Source organism: Paenirhodobacter sp. CAU 1674 (assembly GCF_029222945.1).
Taxonomy (GTDB): Bacteria; Pseudomonadota; Alphaproteobacteria; order Rhodobacterales; family Rhodobacteraceae; genus Rhodobacter.
On sequence record NZ_JARHUH010000002.1, the window covers coordinates 161279 to 180402 of the forward strand.

The window sequence follows — 19124 nt, forward strand, 5'->3', positions numbered from 1 at the left end:
ACGGTGGTAAGATGGCATCCTATCAGGTGAGGCAGCGCGACCCGCTTCTGGACCAGAACACGCAGGCCATTCTGGAGCGTCGCGGCAAGGAATTGCTGGGCGGGGCGCTGGTGTTTCTGGGCGTTCTGGCGGTGATGATGCTGGGCAGCTATTCCCCCGAAGACCCGAGCTGGATGGCCGTCTCGGATGAGCCGGTGCAGAACTGGCTTGGCCGGATCGGCGCGGGGCTGGCCTCGCCGCTGTTTGTCATCGTGGGGCACGGGGCGTGGCTGCTGCCGGCCGGGCTGCTGGCCTGGGGTGTGCGCTTCATCACGCATCGCGGCGAAGAACGCGCGATGGCGCGGGCGATGTTCCTGCCGATCGCGGTGGCGCTGGCGTCGGTCTATGCCGCGCTGCTGGTGCCGGGGGCGGAATGGGGACAGGCCTTCGGTCTGGGCGGCCATTTCGGCGATATGATCGCAGGGTCGATCCTGGGCATGTCGCCGGTCTCGGGCTCGGTCGGGCTCAAACTGATGTCGGTGGTGTTCGCCGCCTTGGCGCTGGCGATGGCTGCCTTCGTTCTGGGGTTCGAACGCAGCGAGTTGCGCGCGATTTTCCGCTTCCTCATGCTGGGCTCGGTCGCGGTCTATGCCATGCTGATGACGCTGCTGGGCAAGGGCGCCGTGGCTTCGGTCCGCGCCGCGCAGGATGCCGCCGAACGTGCGCGCCAACGCCGTGCCCTGGCCGCCGAGCGGGCCGCCGATCTGGCGACCTGGGAGGCGCAGCAGGCCGCCGCGGCGCAGGCCGATTACGCGCCGCGCTATGCCGACCCCTACGCGCAGCCGATGACGGCAGAGCGCCCCTCGCTCTTGTCGCGCATTCGCCGTCCTATGGACGCCGAGGCCATGCGCGCGCCCGAGGAACTGGAACCCGAACTGTTCGAAACCAGCTATGACTGGAGCCATGGCGAGGCGCAGACCCCGTCCGAAGACCGGATCAAGGCGCGCATCGCGCAGGCGGTGAAAACCCGCGCGAGTGCGCCGCTTCATGCCGAGCCTACCGTTGCCGCCCCGGTTATGGCCGCTCCGGTTATGGCCGCTCCGTTGCGCGCCGCACCGCGCGCCGAGGAACCCGTTGTCACGGCCCCCGCGTCGGTTCTGGCCGCTGTCGCCTCGCGTCTGGCGCGCGGCACGAAGTCCGCCGCCGCGCCCATGCTGCGCACCGAACCGCCGCTGCAGGCCAAACCGCGCTACATGCCCGGCATGGTGCAGACCCCGCAGCCGACGCTGCGCGCGCCTGCACCGGCGCCCGAGTCGGCGCAGGCCTTCGCACCCGAGGATGATGCGGTTGCCTATGGCTATGCCGCCGACCCCGCTTATGGTGAAGATCTTACCGATCCCCGGACCGAGCAGGACTGGGCGCAAGAGGAATGGGCGTCCGAGGATGATTTCGACACCAACGCCTTTGCGGCGCTGGACGATGAAATCCCGCCGATGCCCGCGCCCCTGATCGCCAATCCGCGTGCCGAACTGAACCGGCAGGTGATCCCGACCGCGCCGACGCCCGAGCGCCGCGTGGTCATGCCCGCCAAGAAACCCGTGGCGCCGTCGAAACAGGCGATGGCCGAGGCGCAGCCCGCGCTGCGGTTCGAGGCGCCCGAACATCCGGCCTATGAGGCGCCGCCGCTGAGCCTGCTGACCAACCCCGGCACGATCCAGCGTCACAGCCTGTCGGACGAGGCACTGGAAGAAAACGCGCGGATGCTGGAAAACGTGCTGGATGACTACGGCGTGAAGGGCGAGATCGTTTCGGTCCGTCCAGGGCCGGTGGTCACGATGTATGAACTGGAACCGGCGCCGGGCCTGAAGGCCAGCCGCGTGATCGGCCTGGCCGACGATATCGCGCGGTCTATGTCGGCGCTGTCGGCGCGGGTGTCTACCGTGCCGGGCCGGTCCGTCATCGGGATCGAACTGCCCAATGCGCATCGTGAAAAGGTGGTCCTGCGCGAGATCCTTTCGGCGCGCGATTTCGGCGACAGCAACATGCGTCTGCCGCTGGCGTTGGGCAAGGATATCGGCGGCGAGCCGATCATCGCCAACCTGGCCAAGATGCCCCACCTGCTGATCGCGGGGACCACGGGCTCGGGCAAGTCGGTGGCGATCAACACGATGATCCTGTCGCTGCTGTATAAACTTTCGCCCGAGGAATGCCGGCTGATCATGATCGACCCGAAGATGCTGGAACTCAGCGTCTATGACGGCATCCCGCACCTGCTGTCCCCGGTGGTGACCGACCCGAAAAAGGCGGTCGTCGCGCTGAAATGGGTCGTGGGCGAGATGGAAGAACGCTATCGCAAGATGTCCAAGATGGGCGTGCGCAACATCGAGGGCTACAACGGCCGCGTGCGCGAGGCGATGGCCAAGGGCGAGATGTTCAAACGCACCGTGCAGACCGGGTTCGACGAGGAAACCGGCGAGCCGATCTTTGAAACCGATGAATTCCAGCCCGCGCCGATCCCCTATATCGTGGTGATCGTCGACGAGATGGCCGACCTGATGATGGTCGCCGGCAAGGAAATCGAAGCCTGCATCCAGCGTCTGGCACAGATGGCGCGGGCCTCGGGTATCCACCTGATCATGGCGACGCAGCGGCCCTCGGTCGATGTCATCACCGGCACGATCAAGGCCAACTTCCCGACCCGGATCTCGTTCCAGGTCACGTCCAAGATCGACAGCCGCACGATCCTGGGGGAAATGGGCGCCGAACAACTGCTCGGCATGGGCGACATGCTCTATATGGGCACCGGCAGCCGCATCACCCGCATCCATGGCCCCTTCGTCAGCGACGAAGAGGTCGAGGAAATCGTGAACCATCTGAAATCCTTCGGGCCGCCGTCCTACATGTCGGGCGTGGTCGAGGGCGTGGACGAAGACCGCGAAAGCGATATCGACGCGGTGCTGGGTCTGGGCGGCGGCGACGATGCCGAGAATGCGCTTTACGACACGGCGGTCGCGATCGTGATCAAGGATCGCAAATGCTCGACCTCGTATATCCAGCGCAAACTGGGGATCGGCTACAACAAGGCTGCGCGTCTGGTCGAGCAGATGGAAGATCAGGGCATCGTTTCGGCAGCCAACCATGTTGGCAAACGCGAAATTCTGGTGCCCGAACAGTAAGGTTTCGCGCGAAACCGTGATGAAAGCCCCGTCGGATGTGACCCCGGCGGGGCTTTCGCTTTGAGCGCGAAAGATTAGATTGGAACCATGAAAATGCTTCGCTTCGCCCTCGCGCCCGTTCTGTCGCTCGCTCTTGCGGTCCCGGCTTTTGCCGAGAAAATCTCGCTGGGCGAAATTTCGCGGTATCTCAACAGCCTGCAGACTGCGCAGGCCGAGTTCACGCAGGTCAATGCCGACGGTTCGATTTCGACCGGCACGGTTTTCATCAAACGCCCCGGCCGGGCGCGGTTCGAATACAGTTCCGACAAGACGCTGGTGATGGCGGGCGGCGGTCAAGTGGCGATTTTCGACCCGAAATCGAACTCGGGCCCCGAGCAATATCCGCTTTCGAAGACGCCGCTGAACCTGATTCTGGCTGCGAATGTCGACCTGAGCCGGGCGAAGATGGTTGTCGGCCACACGGCGGATGCCAAGACGACCAGCGTCATTGCGCAGGACCCCGAGCATCCCGAATATGGTTCGATCAAGCTGGTTTTCACCGCCGCGCCGACCGAGTTGCGGCAATGGGTGATTACCGATGACAGCGGGTCGCAGACCACCGTGATTCTCGGTGATCTGACGAAAGGCGTCGATCTGGGGTCGTCGATGTTCTCGATCCCCTCGGAAATCTCCCGGCGCAAGCCTGCGGACTAGCCCTCAGCGACGGCAGCTGGACAGCTGCGCGCGATAAAGCTGTGCGCGGGCGTCGACCTTGTCGGCCACCGCCAGAAGCCATGTCTGCGAATTGTGGCTGCCATTGGCGAAACCTGTGCGGCCCTCGTGATAGGCCAGATACTGGTTGCGCGCGTCAGATTTGGAAATGCCCAGTTTCTCGCTGGAGCCCGCCATATACCAGCCCATGAAATCGGTCGCGTCCTGAATCCGGTCGCGCTTGGCGCCGCGCCGGCCGGTTGCCTCGCGGTAGTCATCCCAGGTTGCATCGAGCGCCTGGCTGTAGCCATAGGCCGAGCTTTGCCGCCCCAGCGGGATCACGCCCAGTGCGAAGCGGAACGGGGTGCGCGCGTCGCCGATGAACTTCGATTCCTGATGAATCGTCGCCATCTGCACATGCACCGGAATGCCCCAGCGCTGTTGGGTGCGTTTCATCGCCGAATAGTATTGCGGCTTTTCACGCGCCAGGGCGCAGGCGTTGTCAAGGTTGCGCGGCGCTTGCGAGTTGCCGCCACCGCAGGCCGCGACCATCAGCACGATGGCCAGTTTCAAGAATTTGTTCATTACTGCTCTGCCCGTCCGGCTTTGTTTTGCGGTATTTTACGCAAATTTCGCCTCGGAGGAAATCACAAAGCCGCAGGGCGGCGCAGAACTGTCGGGACAGAGTCCACAGACTGTTTCCGTGAAAATGTGGCTGAATTGTGGACATCGGCAGTGCTTAAGCAGTAGTTAGCCAGTATGAGGGCTGCCATGCATACTACCCGCGCGAAATACTCCCTGGGCCAAGTCGTCCGCCACCGGAAGCATCCGTTTCGGGGCGTGGTTTTCGATGTCGATGCGATGTTCTCGAATACCCAGGAATGGTATGACGCGATCCCCGAAGAAAGCCGCCCTTCGAAGGATCAGCCTTTCTATCACCTGCTGGCCGAAAACGATAACAGCTATTATGTGGCTTATGTGTCCGAGCAGAATCTTGTTGCGGACTACTCCGGCGAGCCGGTCGAGCACCCGGATCTGCAGGACCTGTTCGGTGATTTCGAAGACGGCCGTTATCCGTTGCAGTTCCAGTTGAACTGATCGTTGCGCGCGGTGTAGGTGCCGCCTCTCTGGTCAGGGCTCAAGCGGTTTCAATGGCAACCGGAAAGCAAGCAGGTTGCGACCGTTGCTGCGGTGATAGCCCAGATCTTCGGCCAGATCGCGGATCAGAAACCAGCCAAACCCGCCTTCGGGCAGATGGTCAGGTTGCGGGCGCAGGTCCTGCACGGTGTCCGCATGCAGCAGGCAATCGGCAGGCAGTTCAACGCCGTCATCGCTGACAGAGCAACTCAGCCCGCGGCGGTCACGCACCATCGACAGGGTGATCGTGCCATGGCCGTTGTCGCCATAACCATGTTCGACGATGTTGTTCAGCACCTCGGCCAGAACCAGTTCCAGCGTGCCGGCCTCGTCGCGCGTCATCTGCCGCATGAAGCGCGCCAGGGCCGCGCGCAGGGCGGCGCGGACCGACAGGGCGTCGGCCGCGAAACTGTGATGGAAGATCCGGGCCTCTGGCCGGTCCGGGGCGCCGGCCTGTCGCGCAGCCGGGCGCGCGGCGCGGTCAGCCAGCATTGCGAATCCCCTCTTCGGTCACATCGCTGATGGCGGCGTGAATCCGAAATACCGAATCCATCCGTGTCAGGTGAAAGACCTTGGCCACATTCGGGGTCAGCCCGGCCAGTTCCAGCTTGCGCCGCGGTGCGAGCGCCTTCATCACCGCGACCACCGCCCCCAGGCCGGAACTGTCCAGAAATTCCACCTGCGACATGTCCAGCACGACGCGGGTCGCGGGTTGGGCTGTCACCTCGCGCATCCGGTCCTTGAAGCGAATCGCGATGGCGGCATCCAGCCGTTCCTCGTCCACGCGCACAAGAAGAACGCCTTCGACAGATTCGGCATAAAGGTTCATTCTGGCCCTCCGGCGTCAGTTCGTCTGACCGCAGGCTAGACGGCAATGCTTACCATTCGGTATCCGTGGGTAAGATTTCTGAGGGAGGAAAGAATGGCTGACGTTGTGATCGTGGGGGCGGCGCGCACGCCGATGGGTGGCATGCAGGGGGCCTTTGCCCCGGTGACTGCGGGTGAACTGGGCGGGGCCGCGATTGCTGCGGCGCTGTCGCGCGCGGGTGTCGCGCCCGACCGTGTCGAAGAACTGTTGATGGGCTGCGTTCTGCCGGCGGGGCAGGGGCAGGCTCCGGCGCGCCAGGCGGGGTTTGCCGCCGGTCTGCCGCAGTCCGTGCCCGCAACGACGCTGAACAAGATGTGCGGGTCCGGGATGAAGGCGGCGATGGTGGGCTATGATCAAATCGCCGCCGGGGGCACGGGGCTGATGGTGGCAGGCGGCATGGAGAGCATGACCAACGCGCCCTATCTGCTGCCGAAAATGCGCTCGGGCGCGCGGCTGGGCCATGCGCAGGCGCTTGACCACATGTTCCTCGACGGGCTGGAGGACGCCTATGACAAGGGCCGTCTGATGGGCACTTTCGCCGAGGATTGTGCCACGGCCTTCGGGTTTACGCGTGAGGCGCAGGATGCCTATGCGCTGGCCTCGCTGGAACGCGCGCTGGCGGCGCAATCCTCGGGCGGGTTCGATGCCGAAATCTGCCCGGTCAGCGTGGCCACGCGCAGCGGTGCGACCGAGGTCGCACAGGACGAACAGCCGGGTCTGGCCCGCCCCGAAAAGATCCCGACCCTGAAACCCGCCTTCCGCGCGGGGGGCACGGTGACGGCGGCGAATTCCTCGTCGATCTCGGACGGGGCGGCGGCGCTGGTGCTGGCCTCGGGCGCGGTGGCGCGGGACGAGGGCTTGGCCGTGCGCGCCCGCATTCTGGGCCATGCCAGCCACGCGCAGGCCCCCGCCGATTTCCCGACCGCCCCGGTGCCCGCCGCCGAGAAACTGCTGGCGCGGCTGGGCTGGTCGGTCGAGGATGTCGACCTGTGGGAGGTGAACGAGGCCTTCGCCGTGGTGCCGATGGCCTTCATGGCGCGGCTTGGCGTGCCGCATGACCGGGTCAATGTGCATGGCGGGGCCTGCGCGCTTGGCCATCCGATCGGCGCCTCGGGGGCGCGGATCATGGTGACGCTGTTGCATGCGCTGGAACGGCGCGGCCTGAAACGCGGCATCGCGGCGATCTGCATCGGTGGCGGCGAAGGCACTGCAATCGCCATCGAGCGGCCCTGAGCGGGCCATGGCCTGCGCCCCGCGCGGGGGCTTTAACTCCGCGCGGGAAAAGCCGATACACGAAGGGACGAACAGTGATCGGGTGGTAGAGCAGTGACTGAGCAAGCGGGCACAGCGCCGCAATGGCAACTCGTGCTGATCCTGTGGGGCGACAAATACGGCGTTGACGAGCTGAACGCGCTGATCCGCCAGACGGTCGCGCGCGCCAGCTCGGCCCCGCGGGTCGTGCTGATCTCGGATCGCGACCGCCCGGGGCTTTTGCCGCAGGTGGTGGTGCGGCCCTTCCCGGAATTTTTCCTGCGTCCCGAGTTCTGCACCGGCGGCTGTCAGGCGAAACTGGCGATGTTCGAAGCGGGCGTGGTGCCTGACGACCTGCCCGCGATCTATCTGGATCTGGACACGCTGGTTCTGGGCGACATCACCGCGCTGTTTTCGCTGGCCAAGACCCCGCAGACCATCGCGATTTTCCAAAGTGCGCTGCTGCCCTTCGGGGCACTGGGGCGGGCACTGTGGCGCTGGACCGGCGGGCGGCGCTATGCGCGGGGCAATTCCTCGATCGTGGTCTATCACCCCGCGCACTGCAGCTTCATCGCGGCGCGGTTCCGGGCGCTGTTTGACGAACACGGCGGCTTCGGCATCCGGCCGATGATCGCGGACGAGCGGTTTATCTCATGGGTGGCGCAGCCCGTGATGCGGGCGATCCCGCGCAGCATGGCGGTGAAATTCCCGACCGAATTCATGACGCCCTGGCGCTGGCTGAATTATCTGCGCGGGGCGTTGCCCTGGAACCGGCGCCGCTGGGCCGGGCTGATCGCGGTGACCTTCCCGGGGCTGAACCTGAAGGGGCAGGATCTGGCGGTGCAGCCCGAGGGGTTCGAATTCGTCGATCGCAAGGGGCGGCGGCTGATCTGGTCGGACCGCACGCTGGGCCCGCTGCGGCGCCGCACGATTGACTATTACAGCGCGCTGATTGCGCAGGACAACACAGGAGAGTCCCAATGATCTTGGGCCATATCGGTGCCCGCAAGGGCTCCAAGGGTGTGCCGGGCAAGAATTTTCGCCCGCTGATGGGCAAGCCGCTGATCGACTGGTCGCTGGATCAGTTGCTGGCCTGCCCGCGGATCGACGCGGTGGTGGTCTCTACCGATGATGAACGGATTTATGAACACGCCGTGGCGCGCGGCGCGTTGGACATCGGCCTGCGACCCGCGCATCTGGCCACCGATGCGGCGCCGAAATGGGGCGTCTGGCAGCACGCGCTGGAGGCAGGTCAGGCCGCCCTTGGCGCGCCGGTGGATACCTTCGTGGACCTTGACTGCACCTCGCCGCTGCGCCTGCCCGAGGATCTGGAAGGTGCGCTGGATCTGTTCGCCGCCGAACAGCCCGACATGGTGATGAGCGTCTGCGAGGCGCGCAAGAACCCCTATTTCAACCTGGTCGAGGCCGATGAAACCGGCGCGCTGCATGTATCGAAACCGCTGCCCGGCGGCGTCTGGTCGCGTCAGGCCGCGCCGAAGGTGTGGGAACATGCCGCCTCGACCTATGTGCTGAAGGCCGATTACCTGCGCCGCGCCAGCACCATCTACGAGGGCCGCGTGATTCCCTTTGAAATGCCGCCCGAGCGCTGCATCGACATCGATAGCCCGTTTGACTTCAAACTGGTCGAGATGCTGATGGCCGAGCGCCTGCAAACCGCCAAGGAGTGAGCGATGAACCAGCAACTTTCCGATCGCACGATCTTCATCACCGGCTCGGGCGGGGTGCTCGGGTCGACCTATGTGCGGCGCATGCTCGCGCAGGGCGCGCGGGTCGTGGCCACCGATCTGCCGGGCCACCGCGCCGAGGCGCTGCAGGCCGCGCATGAGGGCAACGCGAACTTCCGTTTCTACGAACTGGATGTGGGCGACGAAGATCAGGTGACCGAAATCTTCAAGCGCGTTCTGGCCGACGGCTGGCAGCCCAATGTGGTGTTGAACAATGCCGCGATCACCGGCGAGATGCTGATGGGCGCGGGCAAATCCTTCCCCGATTTCGCCGACACCACGGTGGCCGATTTCGAACGCACGCTGCGTACCAACCTGACCGGGGCTTTCATGGTCGCGCGGCAGATGGACCGCGATATCGTCGGCAACTATCCCGCGACGCTGATCAACGTGGCCTCGATGTATGCGCTGAACGGCGCGCATCACCCGATCTATGACGGCATGCCGTTCAAGAATTTCTCGGCCTATGGCGTGTCGAAAGCGGGGATTCACGGGCTGACCGTGTGGCTGGCGGGCTATTGGGCGCCGCGCAAGGCCACCGTCAACACGATCGCGCCGGGGGCCGTGTTCAACAATCATTCCGAGGAATTCCAGCGCCGCGTGGGCGAGCTGATCATGGCGGGTCGGATGGCCCAGCCTGACGAGATCGCCGATGCGATGCTGTTTCTGTGCAGTGCGCAGGCGGGGTATATCACCGGGCAATTGCTCAACGTCGATGGCGGGTTCGCGGCGTGGTAAGCGGGCGCGTTGCGGTCATCGGAGCGGGCTCCATCGGGCGGCGCCATGCGGATAACCTGCGCGTGCTGGGGGTCGAGGTCGACCATATCCCGTGGCGGGAATTTTCGGCACAAACCTTCGCGCAGCGCCGGGATCTGAGCGCGGTGGTGATCGCCACCGCCACCCAGATCCGGCTGGAGCTGATCGAGATCTGCGCGCAGATGGATCTGCCGTTCTACGTCGAAAAGCCGCTGGCCTGGAGTGTGGAACAGGTCGAGGCGATCTATGCCGCGGCGGCCCCCGTGGCTGCGCGCTCAATGATCGGTTTCATGATGCGCTATCACCCGGCGCTGCGGGCGCTGGCCGCCGAAGACCTGAGCGACATCTACAGTTTCTCGATGGAAATCGGCCATGACGTGCGGCAATGGCGCGCGAACTGGCAGTTTGGCGACAGCTATGCCGCGCGGCCCGAAGGCGGCGGCGTGTTGCTGGACCTGTCGCACGAGGTCGACATGGCGCGCGCGTTGTTCCCGCAGCTGGCGCTGCGCTCGGCGCAAAGTCTGGGGCATGCCGATTATCCCGGCGTCGATTTCGCCACCTCGCTGCATCTGGCGGCGCCCGGCGGGCCGGTGGGCTGCGTGAGCATGGATTACCTGTCGCCGGTGTTCATCCGCAGCGCACGGTTGCGCGGGCTGAACCGGCTGTGGGAGATTGATTTCCTGAAACCCGAGCTGGTGCAGATCACCCCCGAGGCGCGGCTGGTCACGCCCTATGTGTTCGAGCGCAACGACATGTTCCTGGCCGCAATGGCCGATTTTCTGGCGCTGGCGTCGGGGGGCGTGGCCGAAAACCCGCTGGCCCCGCGCTTCGATCTGATGCGCGGCACCAATGCGCTGGTGGCCGAGGCTTGGGCGGGGCGGCAGTTCACCGGCACGGTCGCGGTGGATATGGGTTAACGGCGCGCCTGTGCAAGGCTGTCGGGCAGGGCCGCGAAGAACCGCGCGACCCCGCCGGAATGGGCGGTGAAAAACGCCTCGATCCGCGCGGCGTCGCCTTCGGTCGGGCTGCTGAGTGCCGCGCCCAGTTCGGCGGCATCGGCCACCCGGCGGGCGACGCCGGCGGCTTCGGCCTCGGTGAACGGGTATTCGATGGTCCAGATTTCCGGGCCGGTGATGACCTGCTTTTTCAGCGCCAGCGGCTCGATGATGTTGTGGGCGCCCTTGGGGGTGAAGCCGCCGCCGACCACGACCACATCGGCCAGCGCCAGATAGAAATACATCTCGCCCAGACTGTCTCCCAGCAGAACCTCTGGCAGGGGCGCGGGGGCGGTGAAATCGGCCTGCGCGTCCAGCACCGGCGGCAGATCGGCGGATCGCCGCAGCAGTGAAAACCCGGCCTGCGTCAGCAGCCCGGCCACGGTGTCGAACCGTTCGGGCCTGCGCGGGACATAGACGAAGAACGGGTCGGTGCCACTGGCCTGCGCTGCGCGCATCGCGGCGATATAGGTGGCATCCTCGCCCTCGACGGTGCTGACGAAGGCGATCACCCGGCGCCCGTTCAGCCCCAGTTGCCCGCGCGCGCGCCCGCCCGCGGCCAGCAGCGCAGGCGGGATCGGCTGTTCAAACCGCAGCTCGCCCGTCACCGCGATATTCTGCACACCTATGGCGGCAAAGCGGCTGGCCTGCAGATCGGATTTCACGAAGGCGCCCGCAAACCCACGCATCACCTCTTGCCGCAGCCGCAGCCCGCGACTGTCGCGCGCGATGGATTTCGTCGGGTATTGCGCATTGCACATGAACAGCGGCACCCCCGCGGCGCGGGCGGCAAAGACCATGCGCGGCCAGATCTCGATCTCCATCACCAGCCCGAATTTCGGGGCGAAGGCGCGGAAGAAACCGCGAAATGCCCAGGCCGCTTCGAACGGCACCCAGACCACCTGCACCTGACCTGCCGCGCGTTCGGGGGCAAAGACACGCTCGGCTTCGCGTCGGCCCGCCGGGGTGAAACAGGTGATGACCAGCCGTTCGCCCCGGTCCAGAAAGGCGCGTGCCAGCGGCACGGCCGAGCGGAACTCGCCCAGCGATACCGCGTGAATCCACACGCTGCCCGGTGCAGCAGTGGGGTAGCGTCCGAACCGTTCGGCCAGATGTGCGGTGTAAAGCGGGTCCTTGCGCCCGCGCCGTGCCAGATAGGCCAGGATCAGCGGCAATCCCAGCGTCCAGAGCGCCGACCAGAGGGCAAGGAAAAGGCGCAGTCTCAGGCGCATGGCGGCCTCTCGATCAGATCGCCAAGACGGTCTGCCAGTTGCGATACATGAGAGGCGGCCTGCGCGACCAGTGCTTCGGCGCGTGCGGCCATGGCGGCGTTCGCAGCGTCATCCGCCACGGCCCCGGCCAGATCCCCGGCGCGGACCATCCGTGCCGCCCCTGCCGCAGCAAGCTGCGCGTAATCGGCGCTGAAATTCGCGGTGTCGGGGCCATGCAGGATCGCGGCGCCCAGACGGGCGGGCTCCCACGGGTTGTGGCCGCCGATCGCATCGAAACCGCCACCCACCAGCGCCACCCCGGCCAAGCGATACCACAGCCCCATTTCGCCATAGCTGTCGGCCAGCCAGACGCGGCAGTCCGGCCCCGGGATCTGCCCCAGCGACCGGCGCGCGGCCGCCATCCCCGCCGCGGTGAAGGTCTGCGCGATCTGTTCGGCGCGGGCAATGTCGCGCGGGGCCAAGATCAGCAGCCATGCCGGGTCGTTCAGCGCCTGCATCGCAGCGAGCGCGGCCGCCTCGTCGCCCGGGTGGGTCGATCCGGCAACCCAGATCCGCCGCCCCTGCAGCGCATGGCGCAGCCGCGCCAGTTCGTCCGCGTCAACGTTTAACGCAGGCCCCGCCGGTTTCAGCGACCCCGAGGCGGCCACATGCTGCGCGCCCAATGCCGCCAGCCGCGCGGCTGATCCGTCCTCTTGCGCATCGACCAGGGCCAGCGGGCGCAACGCCGCGCGATACAGCGGCGCAAGACGGCGGCGGCGGGTGAAACTCGCCTCGGTGATCCGCGCATTCACCAGCGCTTGCGGCACGCCGCGCGCGGCCGCGGCAAAGATCGCGCCGGGCCAGATGTCCTGTTCGGACCAGATCACCAGATCCGGGCGCCAATGGTCCAGAAAGCGGCGCAGAAAGCGCGGCGCATCCAGCGGCAGAAACTGGTGGATGGTCTGCGGCGGCAGGTTCTGCGCCAGCACCTGCGCCGAGGTCCGGGTGCTCGACGTTACCAGAAACCGCAGGTCGGGTCTGCGTTCGGACAGCGCAAGAATCAGCCCGCGCAGGGCCAGCGCCTCGCCCAGACCCACCGCATGCAGCCAGACCAGCCGCCCTGCGGGACGGGGCCGCGTGGCCTGTCCCAGTTTTTCGCGCCAGCGGTCGGGAAGTTCCTTGCCGCGCGCCAGACGGCGGCGCAGCAGGGCGGGGGCAAGCCATGCAATCACGCTGCCTGCCACGCCATAGCCCGCGCGGGCCAGCCGCTCGGACAGCGGGGGGCGGGACTCAGGCATGATCCTGAAAGGTCTTCTGCAGGCCCTTGTCCCAGAAGCCGGGGGTTTTCAGCACCTCGACGAAACGCGCGGCCGCGCGACCTTCGCCAAAGGCGGTATGCGGCGGGTAGCGGTGCCCCCATTCGCGGATCAGAAAATCGAGGATCGCCGCACGCTCGCCCGCATCGGCGGTAAACAGCGAGGGCGCCTGCGCGCGATTGGTCTGCCGGGTGCCGATGTCGAGCGAGGGCGTGCCCAGAAACGGCGCCTCGCGCACGCCGGCGGACGAATTGCCCACCATGCAGGCCGCGTTCTTCATCAGTTCGGAAAAATGCGCGAACCGCATCGAGGGGATCAGCCGGAAGCGATCTTTCGGCAGGGCGTTCAGCACCTTGAAGATATCGGCAGAGCCCGGGTCGTTATTGGGCGCGATCACCACGAAATTGCGCCCGCTTTCCTGTAGCGCGCCGAACAGGTCGCGCGCCTGCTGGCCCATGCTGTCGGCTTCCGAGGTGACCGGGTGAAACACCGCAATGCCATAATCGGCAAAGGGAATTTCGTAATGCGTCAGCACCTGTTCCAGCGTGACGCCAGAGCAGGCTGCGTGGAAATCCAGCTCGGGCGAGCCGATCACATGCACCCGTTCGGCAGGTTCGCCCAGCACCATCACCCGGCGCTTGGCGTCCTCGGACGACACGAAATGATGCGCGGCCAGCTTGGTGTTGCAGTGCCGGAACACCTCGTCGATCGTGCCGGACACCTCGCCCCCCTCGACATGGGCCGAGCGGATGTAATTCGTGGCACAGACCAGCGCGCAGCCTAGGGCCTCGACCCGGTCGCCGTGAAACACCACCAGATCGGGCTGCGTTTCGACCATCAGATCGGACAGGCCGACAATGGTCTTGGCCAGGATCAGATCCTGCGGATCGCCTTCACGCTGGTTGAGGAATTCATGCACCGTGGCCCCCGCCACCCGATGCACTTCAAGCTTGGTGAGCCCGTAGCGCGCCAGCATATGCATCCCGGTGACAAGGAAGCCAACCTCGAAGCCATCATCGCGCGCGGCAATGGCGAGGGGTTCGAGCTTGCCGAAATCGGCGCGGGTTCCGGTAACGAACAGGATTTTACGGGTCATGGGTTTCCATATCGTGACTGGCGGCGTTTCCGCAAGCGGGACTCATGGCAGGGGCGGTTCAGCCGCCACGCCGTTGCACGGCTTGCTCGATCTGCGCATCGACCTTGGCCTTGAAGCGGCGCGTGGCCGCGCGGCACAGGCCCAGCAGATCGGGTTGCGCCTGCGCTTGCGCCAGTTGCTCGGTCCACCCCGCCGCCGTGCCATAGCCGGGCCGCAGCCGGTAATGCGAGAACTTGTTGGAAAACGGCAGGCACAGCACCCGCCGCCCCATGAGCAGCGCCCAGAACACGCCGTGATAGGAATTCGACACGACCGTTTCCCCCGAGGCAATGAAGGCCAGTGCCTCGTCCAGCGTGGCGCCGTGGTTGTTGCGCTGCGGGATGCCATCGGGAACCTGCAGACCCATCTTCGCGCTTTTCGACTTGTGGGTGTAGACCACCACCGCGTGCTGCGGGGGCGGGGGGGCGTCGAACAGCCGATGCTCGGAACTGGCGCAGGGCGTCCAGTCACAGCCGCCCGCGCCGCCCGTTCCGTCCCAATCGCGCGAACCGATCAGATCGAGCCGCCGCCGCGCGCGCCAATAGGCCAGCGACAGCGGGTTGCGCTGCACCGTGGACAGGCCCCAGCCGATATTCACCCGCCCGTCCCCCAGCCGCAGCGCCGGGCTGCGCGCCAGATCGCGCATGATCTTGCCGCCGCCGAAAATGCCGATGTCATAGTCGTCGCCGGGGGCGTGCAGATCGCCCGCCTGCGCAACGATCCGGGAATCGGCCGCCCAGTCGAAATAGTCGAAGGGCGAACACCAGCGGTCGCCGATATTGCGCGTGTCGCGCAGGTGCTGAAAACTGAGCCGGATCATGGCGTCCCCCCGAAGGCCGCGCGCAGGGCGGCGGTGTCGGCAATGCCGTGGCGCGCCAGAAACCGGATCGCGCCATCGTCGCGGATCGTGTCGGCCTCGATGATGCGGGCCTTGCGCTCGATGGCCGCGCGGCGCTGATCCTCGGCCACGCCGGAAACGGCACCGCCGCGGATCTTGGCCTCCATCTCGGCGCGCGAACGCAGGTAGTAATGGTTCAGCGTCAGATGGGCAAAGCTGGCGAAGGCTTCGTTGCGCCCCTTGTTGGTCGTCTCGCGCCCCTCGGTGTTGACGGTGCGTGCCCCGCGCGAGGCAGTGTGGAACTTGTGCGTCGAGACCTGCGTGACATCGCAGGGGTCCACGATGCATTTCCACCGCAACAGCGGCCCGGCGGAACGCGGCGCCCGCGCGGTATAGGCAAAGGGCATCGCGGCATCGGGGCGCGCGTCGTGCCCGCCGTGGCCGAACATCGCCCAGGGCAACGAGATGTTCGGCGCGTCCCCCAGATGGGCGATGGCGCCTTCGATGGTATCCGCCTCTTGCGGGACCAGAAATTCATCCACGTCGATGAACGCCATTCGCGCGAAGCGCTCGCCGAAGGTGCAGATCGCATGGACATAGGCCAGCACCTGACGCGGCAGGACCATCGGCGGGGATTCGGTCTGCGCCTCGATCTGCCAAGGGATCACCGTGACCGGGCATCCGGTGAAGGCGCGCGCGATGGCCGCCGTGGCATCGGTCGAGGCATTGTCATACACGATGACCTCGCGCACCCCGGCCAGCGCGTGAAAGCAAAGCCAGTCGTGCAGATGCGCGGCCTCGTTCTTCGCGATCACCACCAGCGCAAGCCCGGCGCGACCGGGGGCGGGGGCGGGCGGGGTGATGTCGATGCGGCCCGCGCGAGTCACCTTGCGACGCAGGAATTTCAGCATGGCTTGCCCTCCTGTACGGGGCACTGTCCGGTCCAGACCGGATCGCCGGGCGGCGGGGCCAGACGCCGGGTGATCTTGGCGAGTTCGGCGGCGCGGGCCTCGGGGGGCAAGTCGTCCTGGCGCAGATGCGGGTAATATTCCTGCGTCAGAAAGCCAAGGAACGCATCGCGTGCCGCCGGGTCAAACCCCAGGGCCTCGGCCCGCGTGAACAGCGCGGCCAGCGCCGCGCGGTCGGGGGCGTGATCGGCGATGCCGTCGATGGCCCAGAAACACTGCCCGCCCGCGATCACCGGCTTGTCGAAGAACATCGCCTCCAGCCCGACTGAGGAATTCACCGTGACCACGCCGCGCGAGGCGCGGACCTGCCTGAAGGTTTCGGTCGTGTTGTCCAGATAGATCCGCTTGCCCGCCCCGAGTTCCGCGATCCGTGCGGCCAGCGAGACCGGCGCAGTCGGGTGTTCCTTCAGCCGCAGATGCCAGCCTTCGGGCAGGGCGTCGCTGGCTTCGGCCAGCGCGTCGACAAAGACCTCGACCGAGGGGTAGGCGCCGCCGAAGATCCGCAGCTGGCTGTCGCCGGGATATTGCAGCGGCGCAAACAGGAAGGGTTCGTCCAGCGGCGGCGCGCCTGCCGGGCTGTGCTTGGCGGCCCCCGAAGGCGCGCGCTGGCGGATCGCGGCCCCAAGCGCGCGCCAGTCACCCGTGGCCCCCTGCCGCGCGGCGGCCCAGGCCAGATAGGGCGCAATCTCGCGCGGCAGCGCGTTGACAAAATTCACCCCGCAGGGGTCAGCCGTGATCGTGCCCGCAAAGGGCCCGAGTTCGAAAAACAGCCGTCGTGCCCCGGCATCGCGCGCGGCCTGCATGAACACGCGCCGATGCCCGGCCTGTGCGTTCCAGGCGACGGCGGTCAGGCCCGGATTTTTGGCGAAATACCGACGCGCGCCGTTGTATTGCCACCCTAGCAGCCGCAGTTTCAGCGCCCGCAGCAGGCCCCGCTGCGGTGGCTCGGTCCCGCGGTTATAGGCCTCCAGCGCGCGGGCAGGGGTTTCGGGAAAATCGCGCAGCGACAGCGGCGGAAAGCTGCGCCAGCGCAGATCGCCCAGCGGCGACAGTATCTTGTCCAGCCGCGCCCGCTGCGACCGACGTTCTTCCAGACAGACGAAGCTGAAGCGCCCGGCCGTCACGCCAGGTCGCTCCATTTCAGCTGGGTGTTGCGGGGCAGGGCGCGGGTGGTGCGCTTGCCCACTACCTTGTCGAAGTCATAGCCCGCAATCTCGCCCGAGCCGGGGCGACGTGCCCAGATGTCGGCTTCGGTGATCCGGTGCCCCGCCGGCAGATCCCGGTCGGCCACGACAGAGGCGCGGGCGAAACGATAGACGGGTTCCTCGGCCTCGGTGCGCTGTTTGGGGTTGTTCGCCGCGATCCAGATCTCGCGCGAGCGGTCGATCAGCAGGCGCAGCTCGGCCGGGTCCATCGAGTTGATGATGTCGGGGCCGACGCGATAGCGCGTGTCGGTGTAATGCCGTTCCAGGATGCAGGCGCCAAGCGCGACCGAGGCCAGCGCCATTTCCGGCCCGATCGAGTGATCCGAAAACCCCACCGGCACGCCCGGGAAGGCGCGCTGCAATTCGGTCACCCCCTTGAGCGAGACGATCTCGGGCGGGCTGGGGTAAAGGTTGGTGCATTCCAGCAGCGCGTAGTCGACGCCGGAGGTGGCCAGAATTTCCACGCTGGCGCGGATCGTCTCGATGGTCTGCATCCCGGTCGACAGGATCACCGGCTTGCCCATCCGCGCGATGTGGCGGATCAGCGGCAGGTTGTCGGCCTCGCCCGAACCGATCTTGAAGGCCTGCACGCCGATTTCTTGCAGGAAATCCGCCGCCGCGCGCGAAAACGGGGTGGACAGATAGATCATCCCCAGGCTTTCGGTATAGGCCTTCAGTTCGATCTCGTCCTCTTTCGACAGCGCGCAGCGGGCCATCACCTCCCAGATCGAGACATCGGCATTGGGCGGAAAGATCTGCTTGGCCTCGTCGGTCATCTCGTCTTCAAGGATATGCGTCTGATGCTTGACGCATTCGCAGCCCGAGGCAGCCGCAAGCCGCACCATGTCCTTGGCGACGGCCAGCGAGCCGCCGTGATTGATGCCGATTTCGGCGATCACCAGCGGCGGCTGGGCGTGGCCGATTTCGCGGGAACCGATTTTCATTGCTGCGAACTCCTTTTTGCCGCGCGTTTCTTGCGCAGATACTCCGAACCCCAGCGATCGTGGATCCAGAGCCATTGTTCGGGATAGCGTAACACCTGCGCTTCAAGCCTGCGCGTCAATTCGACAGTCATCTCATGCGAGGTTGAGGGCGGGATCGGCGCCTCGAACTCGACCTCGTGCGAAATCCCGTCGGGGCCGCGATGGGCAAAGACCGGCAAAAACAGCGCGCCGGTCTTCAGGGCGATTTCCGCCGGGAAGGTCGAGGTCGGGGCGGGTTTGCCAAGAAAGTCGATATCGCCATATCTGGTGGCGCGCACGTCAAACAGCATCGCCGCCACGCCGCCGTCATGCAGGTGCCGGGTAAAGCCCAGAACACCGGCGCGGTTCTGCGCGAAGGCCGGGCCGGACAGTTGTTCCAGTGTCTCGACATAATGGCTGTTGAAATAGGGGTTGCTTGCGGGCCGATACAGCCCCGCGACCGGATGGCCCATGTTGAACATGGCGATGCGGAAGGCTTCGTAATTGCCGATGTGGCCCGACATCAGCAACACAGGCCGCTTCTCGGCCAGTGCCTGTTGCAGCGCGGCCATCCCCTCGCCGCCGATCTTGGCGGTTTTCAGGGCCTTGGCCATGTCATCCTTGGAATAGTTTTCGATGATGTTCTTGCCGAAGTTCACCGCCACCGCGCGGGCGATCCGGCGGGTTTCGGCCCGGGGCATGTCGGGGAACACCCAGTGCAGGTTGGTCACGGCCCTGCGGATGTATCCGCCCAGCGGGGCCACCAGATAGCCGGTGATCGCCCCGAATACCCGCACCCGCATCCGATAGGGCAACAGGCCAGCCATGGCGATCAGGCCCCGGATCAGGGCGTCGGTTGCTTTGTCGGTGTTCAAACGCATGACGGTATTCA

The 19124-nt window shown here is 66.1% G+C and carries 19 protein-coding genes; 8 read left to right on the forward strand and 11 right to left on the reverse strand.

Translation table 11 applies throughout. From position 1 onward, the window contains the following. The first annotated feature begins 11 nt into the window (after nucleotides 1-11). Nucleotides 12-3155: a DNA translocase FtsK 4TM domain-containing protein gene (locus tag P2G62_RS02920; RefSeq protein ID WP_275733370.1), complete on the forward strand. Its 3144-nt coding sequence runs from the start codon at nucleotides 12-14 to the stop codon at nucleotides 3153-3155. Between the two features lie 87 nt (nucleotides 3156-3242). Continuing rightward, on the forward strand, nucleotides 3243-3848 hold the full coding sequence (locus tag P2G62_RS02925; RefSeq protein WP_275733371.1) for an outer membrane lipoprotein carrier protein LolA: 606 nt from the start codon (nucleotides 3243-3245) through the stop codon (nucleotides 3846-3848). 3 nt (nucleotides 3849-3851) lie between these two features. Here the strand turns inward: P2G62_RS02925 and P2G62_RS02930 are convergent, their stop codons facing one another. Beyond that, nucleotides 3852-4430: a lytic transglycosylase gene (locus P2G62_RS02930; RefSeq protein WP_275733372.1), complete on the reverse strand. Its 579-nt coding sequence runs from the start codon at nucleotides 4428-4430 to the stop codon at nucleotides 3852-3854. Between the two features lie 186 nt (nucleotides 4431-4616). On the opposite strand from P2G62_RS02930, the gene hspQ reads away from it, so the two are divergent. Beyond that, nucleotides 4617-4943: a heat shock protein HspQ gene (gene hspQ / locus P2G62_RS02935; protein ID WP_275733373.1), complete on the forward strand. Its 327-nt coding sequence runs from the start codon at nucleotides 4617-4619 to the stop codon at nucleotides 4941-4943. Between the two features lie 33 nt (nucleotides 4944-4976). Here the strand turns inward: hspQ and P2G62_RS02940 are convergent, their stop codons facing one another. After that, complete coding sequence (locus P2G62_RS02940) at nucleotides 4977-5474, reverse strand: ATP-binding protein (RefSeq protein WP_275733374.1); 498 nt, start codon at nucleotides 5472-5474, stop codon at nucleotides 4977-4979. After that, on the reverse strand, nucleotides 5464-5811 hold the full coding sequence (locus tag P2G62_RS02945; protein ID WP_275733375.1) for an STAS domain-containing protein: 348 nt from the start codon (nucleotides 5809-5811) through the stop codon (nucleotides 5464-5466). Before P2G62_RS02945 ends, P2G62_RS02940 begins: the two co-directional genes overlap by 11 nt. A 93-nt stretch (nucleotides 5812-5904) precedes the next feature. Here P2G62_RS02945 and P2G62_RS02950 point away from each other — a divergent pair, with 93 nt between their 5' ends. The 5 genes from P2G62_RS02950 to P2G62_RS02970 all read left to right on the forward strand — a co-directional run bounded on the left by P2G62_RS02950 (nucleotide 5905) and on the right by P2G62_RS02970 (nucleotide 10519). Further along, nucleotides 5905-7083: an acetyl-CoA C-acyltransferase gene (locus P2G62_RS02950; protein WP_275733376.1), complete on the forward strand. Its 1179-nt coding sequence runs from the start codon at nucleotides 5905-5907 to the stop codon at nucleotides 7081-7083. A gap of 93 nt (nucleotides 7084-7176) precedes the next feature. Then, nucleotides 7177-8085, forward strand: a complete 909-nt coding sequence (locus P2G62_RS02955) for a hypothetical protein (protein WP_275733377.1) — start codon at nucleotides 7177-7179, stop codon at nucleotides 8083-8085. Further along, complete coding sequence (locus P2G62_RS02960) at nucleotides 8082-8789, forward strand: acylneuraminate cytidylyltransferase family protein (protein ID WP_275733378.1); 708 nt, start codon at nucleotides 8082-8084, stop codon at nucleotides 8787-8789. The genes P2G62_RS02955 and P2G62_RS02960 overlap by 4 nt, the downstream gene beginning before the upstream one ends. A gap of 3 nt (nucleotides 8790-8792) precedes the next feature. Beyond that, on the forward strand, nucleotides 8793-9584 hold the full coding sequence (locus P2G62_RS02965; protein ID WP_275733379.1) for an SDR family oxidoreductase: 792 nt from the start codon (nucleotides 8793-8795) through the stop codon (nucleotides 9582-9584). After that, nucleotides 9578-10519: a hypothetical protein gene (locus P2G62_RS02970; RefSeq protein ID WP_275733380.1), complete on the forward strand. Its 942-nt coding sequence runs from the start codon at nucleotides 9578-9580 to the stop codon at nucleotides 10517-10519. Before P2G62_RS02965 ends, P2G62_RS02970 begins: the two co-directional genes overlap by 7 nt. Here P2G62_RS02970 and P2G62_RS02975 read toward each other — a convergent pair. From P2G62_RS02975 to P2G62_RS03010, 8 genes are read right to left on the reverse strand one after another with little or no spacing between them, the layout of a single operon-like run. Next, entirely contained in the window at nucleotides 10516-11829 is a 1314-nt protein-coding gene (locus P2G62_RS02975; protein WP_275733381.1) for a glycosyltransferase N-terminal domain-containing protein, read from the reverse strand. The two genes, P2G62_RS02970 and P2G62_RS02975, sit on opposite strands and share 4 nt — an antisense overlap. Continuing rightward, nucleotides 11820-13106: a glycosyltransferase N-terminal domain-containing protein gene (locus tag P2G62_RS02980; RefSeq protein WP_275733382.1), complete on the reverse strand. Its 1287-nt coding sequence runs from the start codon at nucleotides 13104-13106 to the stop codon at nucleotides 11820-11822. Before P2G62_RS02980 ends, P2G62_RS02975 begins: the two co-directional genes overlap by 10 nt. Then, on the reverse strand, nucleotides 13099-14220 hold the full coding sequence (gene neuC / locus P2G62_RS02985; RefSeq protein WP_275733383.1) for a UDP-N-acetylglucosamine 2-epimerase: 1122 nt from the start codon (nucleotides 14218-14220) through the stop codon (nucleotides 13099-13101). Before neuC ends, P2G62_RS02980 begins: the two co-directional genes overlap by 8 nt. A gap of 58 nt (nucleotides 14221-14278) precedes the next feature. Beyond that, nucleotides 14279-15079 carry a hypothetical protein gene (locus tag P2G62_RS02990; protein WP_275733384.1) on the reverse strand — a complete coding sequence of 267 codons (801 nt, stop codon included), beginning with the start codon at nucleotides 15077-15079 and terminating at the stop codon, nucleotides 14279-14281. Beyond that, nucleotides 15076-16008, reverse strand: a complete 933-nt coding sequence (locus P2G62_RS02995) for a glycosyltransferase family 92 protein (RefSeq protein WP_275733385.1) — start codon at nucleotides 16006-16008, stop codon at nucleotides 15076-15078. The genes P2G62_RS02990 and P2G62_RS02995 overlap by 4 nt, the downstream gene beginning before the upstream one ends. After that, nucleotides 16002-17189 carry a capsular biosynthesis protein gene (locus P2G62_RS03000; protein WP_275733386.1) on the reverse strand — a complete coding sequence of 396 codons (1188 nt, stop codon included), beginning with the start codon at nucleotides 17187-17189 and terminating at the stop codon, nucleotides 16002-16004. The genes P2G62_RS02995 and P2G62_RS03000 overlap by 7 nt, the downstream gene beginning before the upstream one ends. Continuing rightward, nucleotides 17186-18214: an N-acetylneuraminate synthase family protein gene (locus P2G62_RS03005; RefSeq protein ID WP_275733387.1), complete on the reverse strand. Its 1029-nt coding sequence runs from the start codon at nucleotides 18212-18214 to the stop codon at nucleotides 17186-17188. The genes P2G62_RS03000 and P2G62_RS03005 overlap by 4 nt, the downstream gene beginning before the upstream one ends. Beyond that, nucleotides 18211-19113 (reverse strand): lysophospholipid acyltransferase family protein, encoded by a 903-nt coding sequence (locus tag P2G62_RS03010; RefSeq protein WP_275733388.1) that lies wholly within the window; start codon nucleotides 19111-19113, stop codon nucleotides 18211-18213. Before P2G62_RS03010 ends, P2G62_RS03005 begins: the two co-directional genes overlap by 4 nt. Nucleotides 19114-19124 lie beyond the last annotated feature (11 nt).

Excerpts from the sequence above, each read along its gene's own strand:
- P2G62_RS02920 (WP_275733370.1), top strand. The coding sequence starts at position 12 with ATGGCATCCTATCAGGTGAGGCAGCGCGACCCGCTTCTGGACCAGAAC.
- P2G62_RS02925 (WP_275733371.1), top strand. The coding sequence starts at position 3,243 with ATGAAAATGCTTCGCTTCGCCCTCGCGCCCGTTCTGTCGCTCGCTCTT.
- P2G62_RS02930 (WP_275733372.1), bottom strand. The coding sequence starts at position 4,430 with ATGAACAAATTCTTGAAACTGGCCATCGTGCTGATGGTCGCGGCCTGC.
- hspQ (WP_275733373.1), top strand. The coding sequence starts at position 4,617 with ATGCATACTACCCGCGCGAAATACTCCCTGGGCCAAGTCGTCCGCCAC.
- P2G62_RS02940 (WP_275733374.1), bottom strand. The coding sequence starts at position 5,474 with ATGCTGGCTGACCGCGCCGCGCGCCCGGCTGCGCGACAGGCCGGCGCC.
- P2G62_RS02945 (WP_275733375.1), bottom strand. The coding sequence starts at position 5,811 with ATGAACCTTTATGCCGAATCTGTCGAAGGCGTTCTTCTTGTGCGCGTG.
- P2G62_RS02950 (WP_275733376.1), top strand. The coding sequence starts at position 5,905 with ATGGCTGACGTTGTGATCGTGGGGGCGGCGCGCACGCCGATGGGTGGC.
- P2G62_RS02960 (WP_275733378.1), top strand. The coding sequence starts at position 8,082 with ATGATCTTGGGCCATATCGGTGCCCGCAAGGGCTCCAAGGGTGTGCCG.
- P2G62_RS02965 (WP_275733379.1), top strand. The coding sequence starts at position 8,793 with ATGAACCAGCAACTTTCCGATCGCACGATCTTCATCACCGGCTCGGGC.
- P2G62_RS02975 (WP_275733381.1), bottom strand. The coding sequence starts at position 11,829 with ATGCGCCTGAGACTGCGCCTTTTCCTTGCCCTCTGGTCGGCGCTCTGG.
- P2G62_RS02980 (WP_275733382.1), bottom strand. The coding sequence starts at position 13,106 with ATGCCTGAGTCCCGCCCCCCGCTGTCCGAGCGGCTGGCCCGCGCGGGC.
- neuC (WP_275733383.1), bottom strand. The coding sequence starts at position 14,220 with ATGACCCGTAAAATCCTGTTCGTTACCGGAACCCGCGCCGATTTCGGC.
- P2G62_RS02990 (WP_275733384.1), bottom strand. The coding sequence starts at position 15,079 with ATGATCCGGCTCAGTTTTCAGCACCTGCGCGACACGCGCAATATCGGC.
- P2G62_RS02995 (WP_275733385.1), bottom strand. The coding sequence starts at position 16,008 with ATGCTGAAATTCCTGCGTCGCAAGGTGACTCGCGCGGGCCGCATCGAC.
- P2G62_RS03005 (WP_275733387.1), bottom strand. The coding sequence starts at position 18,214 with ATGAAAATCGGTTCCCGCGAAATCGGCCACGCCCAGCCGCCGCTGGTG.
- P2G62_RS03010 (WP_275733388.1), bottom strand. The coding sequence starts at position 19,113 with ATGCGTTTGAACACCGACAAAGCAACCGACGCCCTGATCCGGGGCCTG.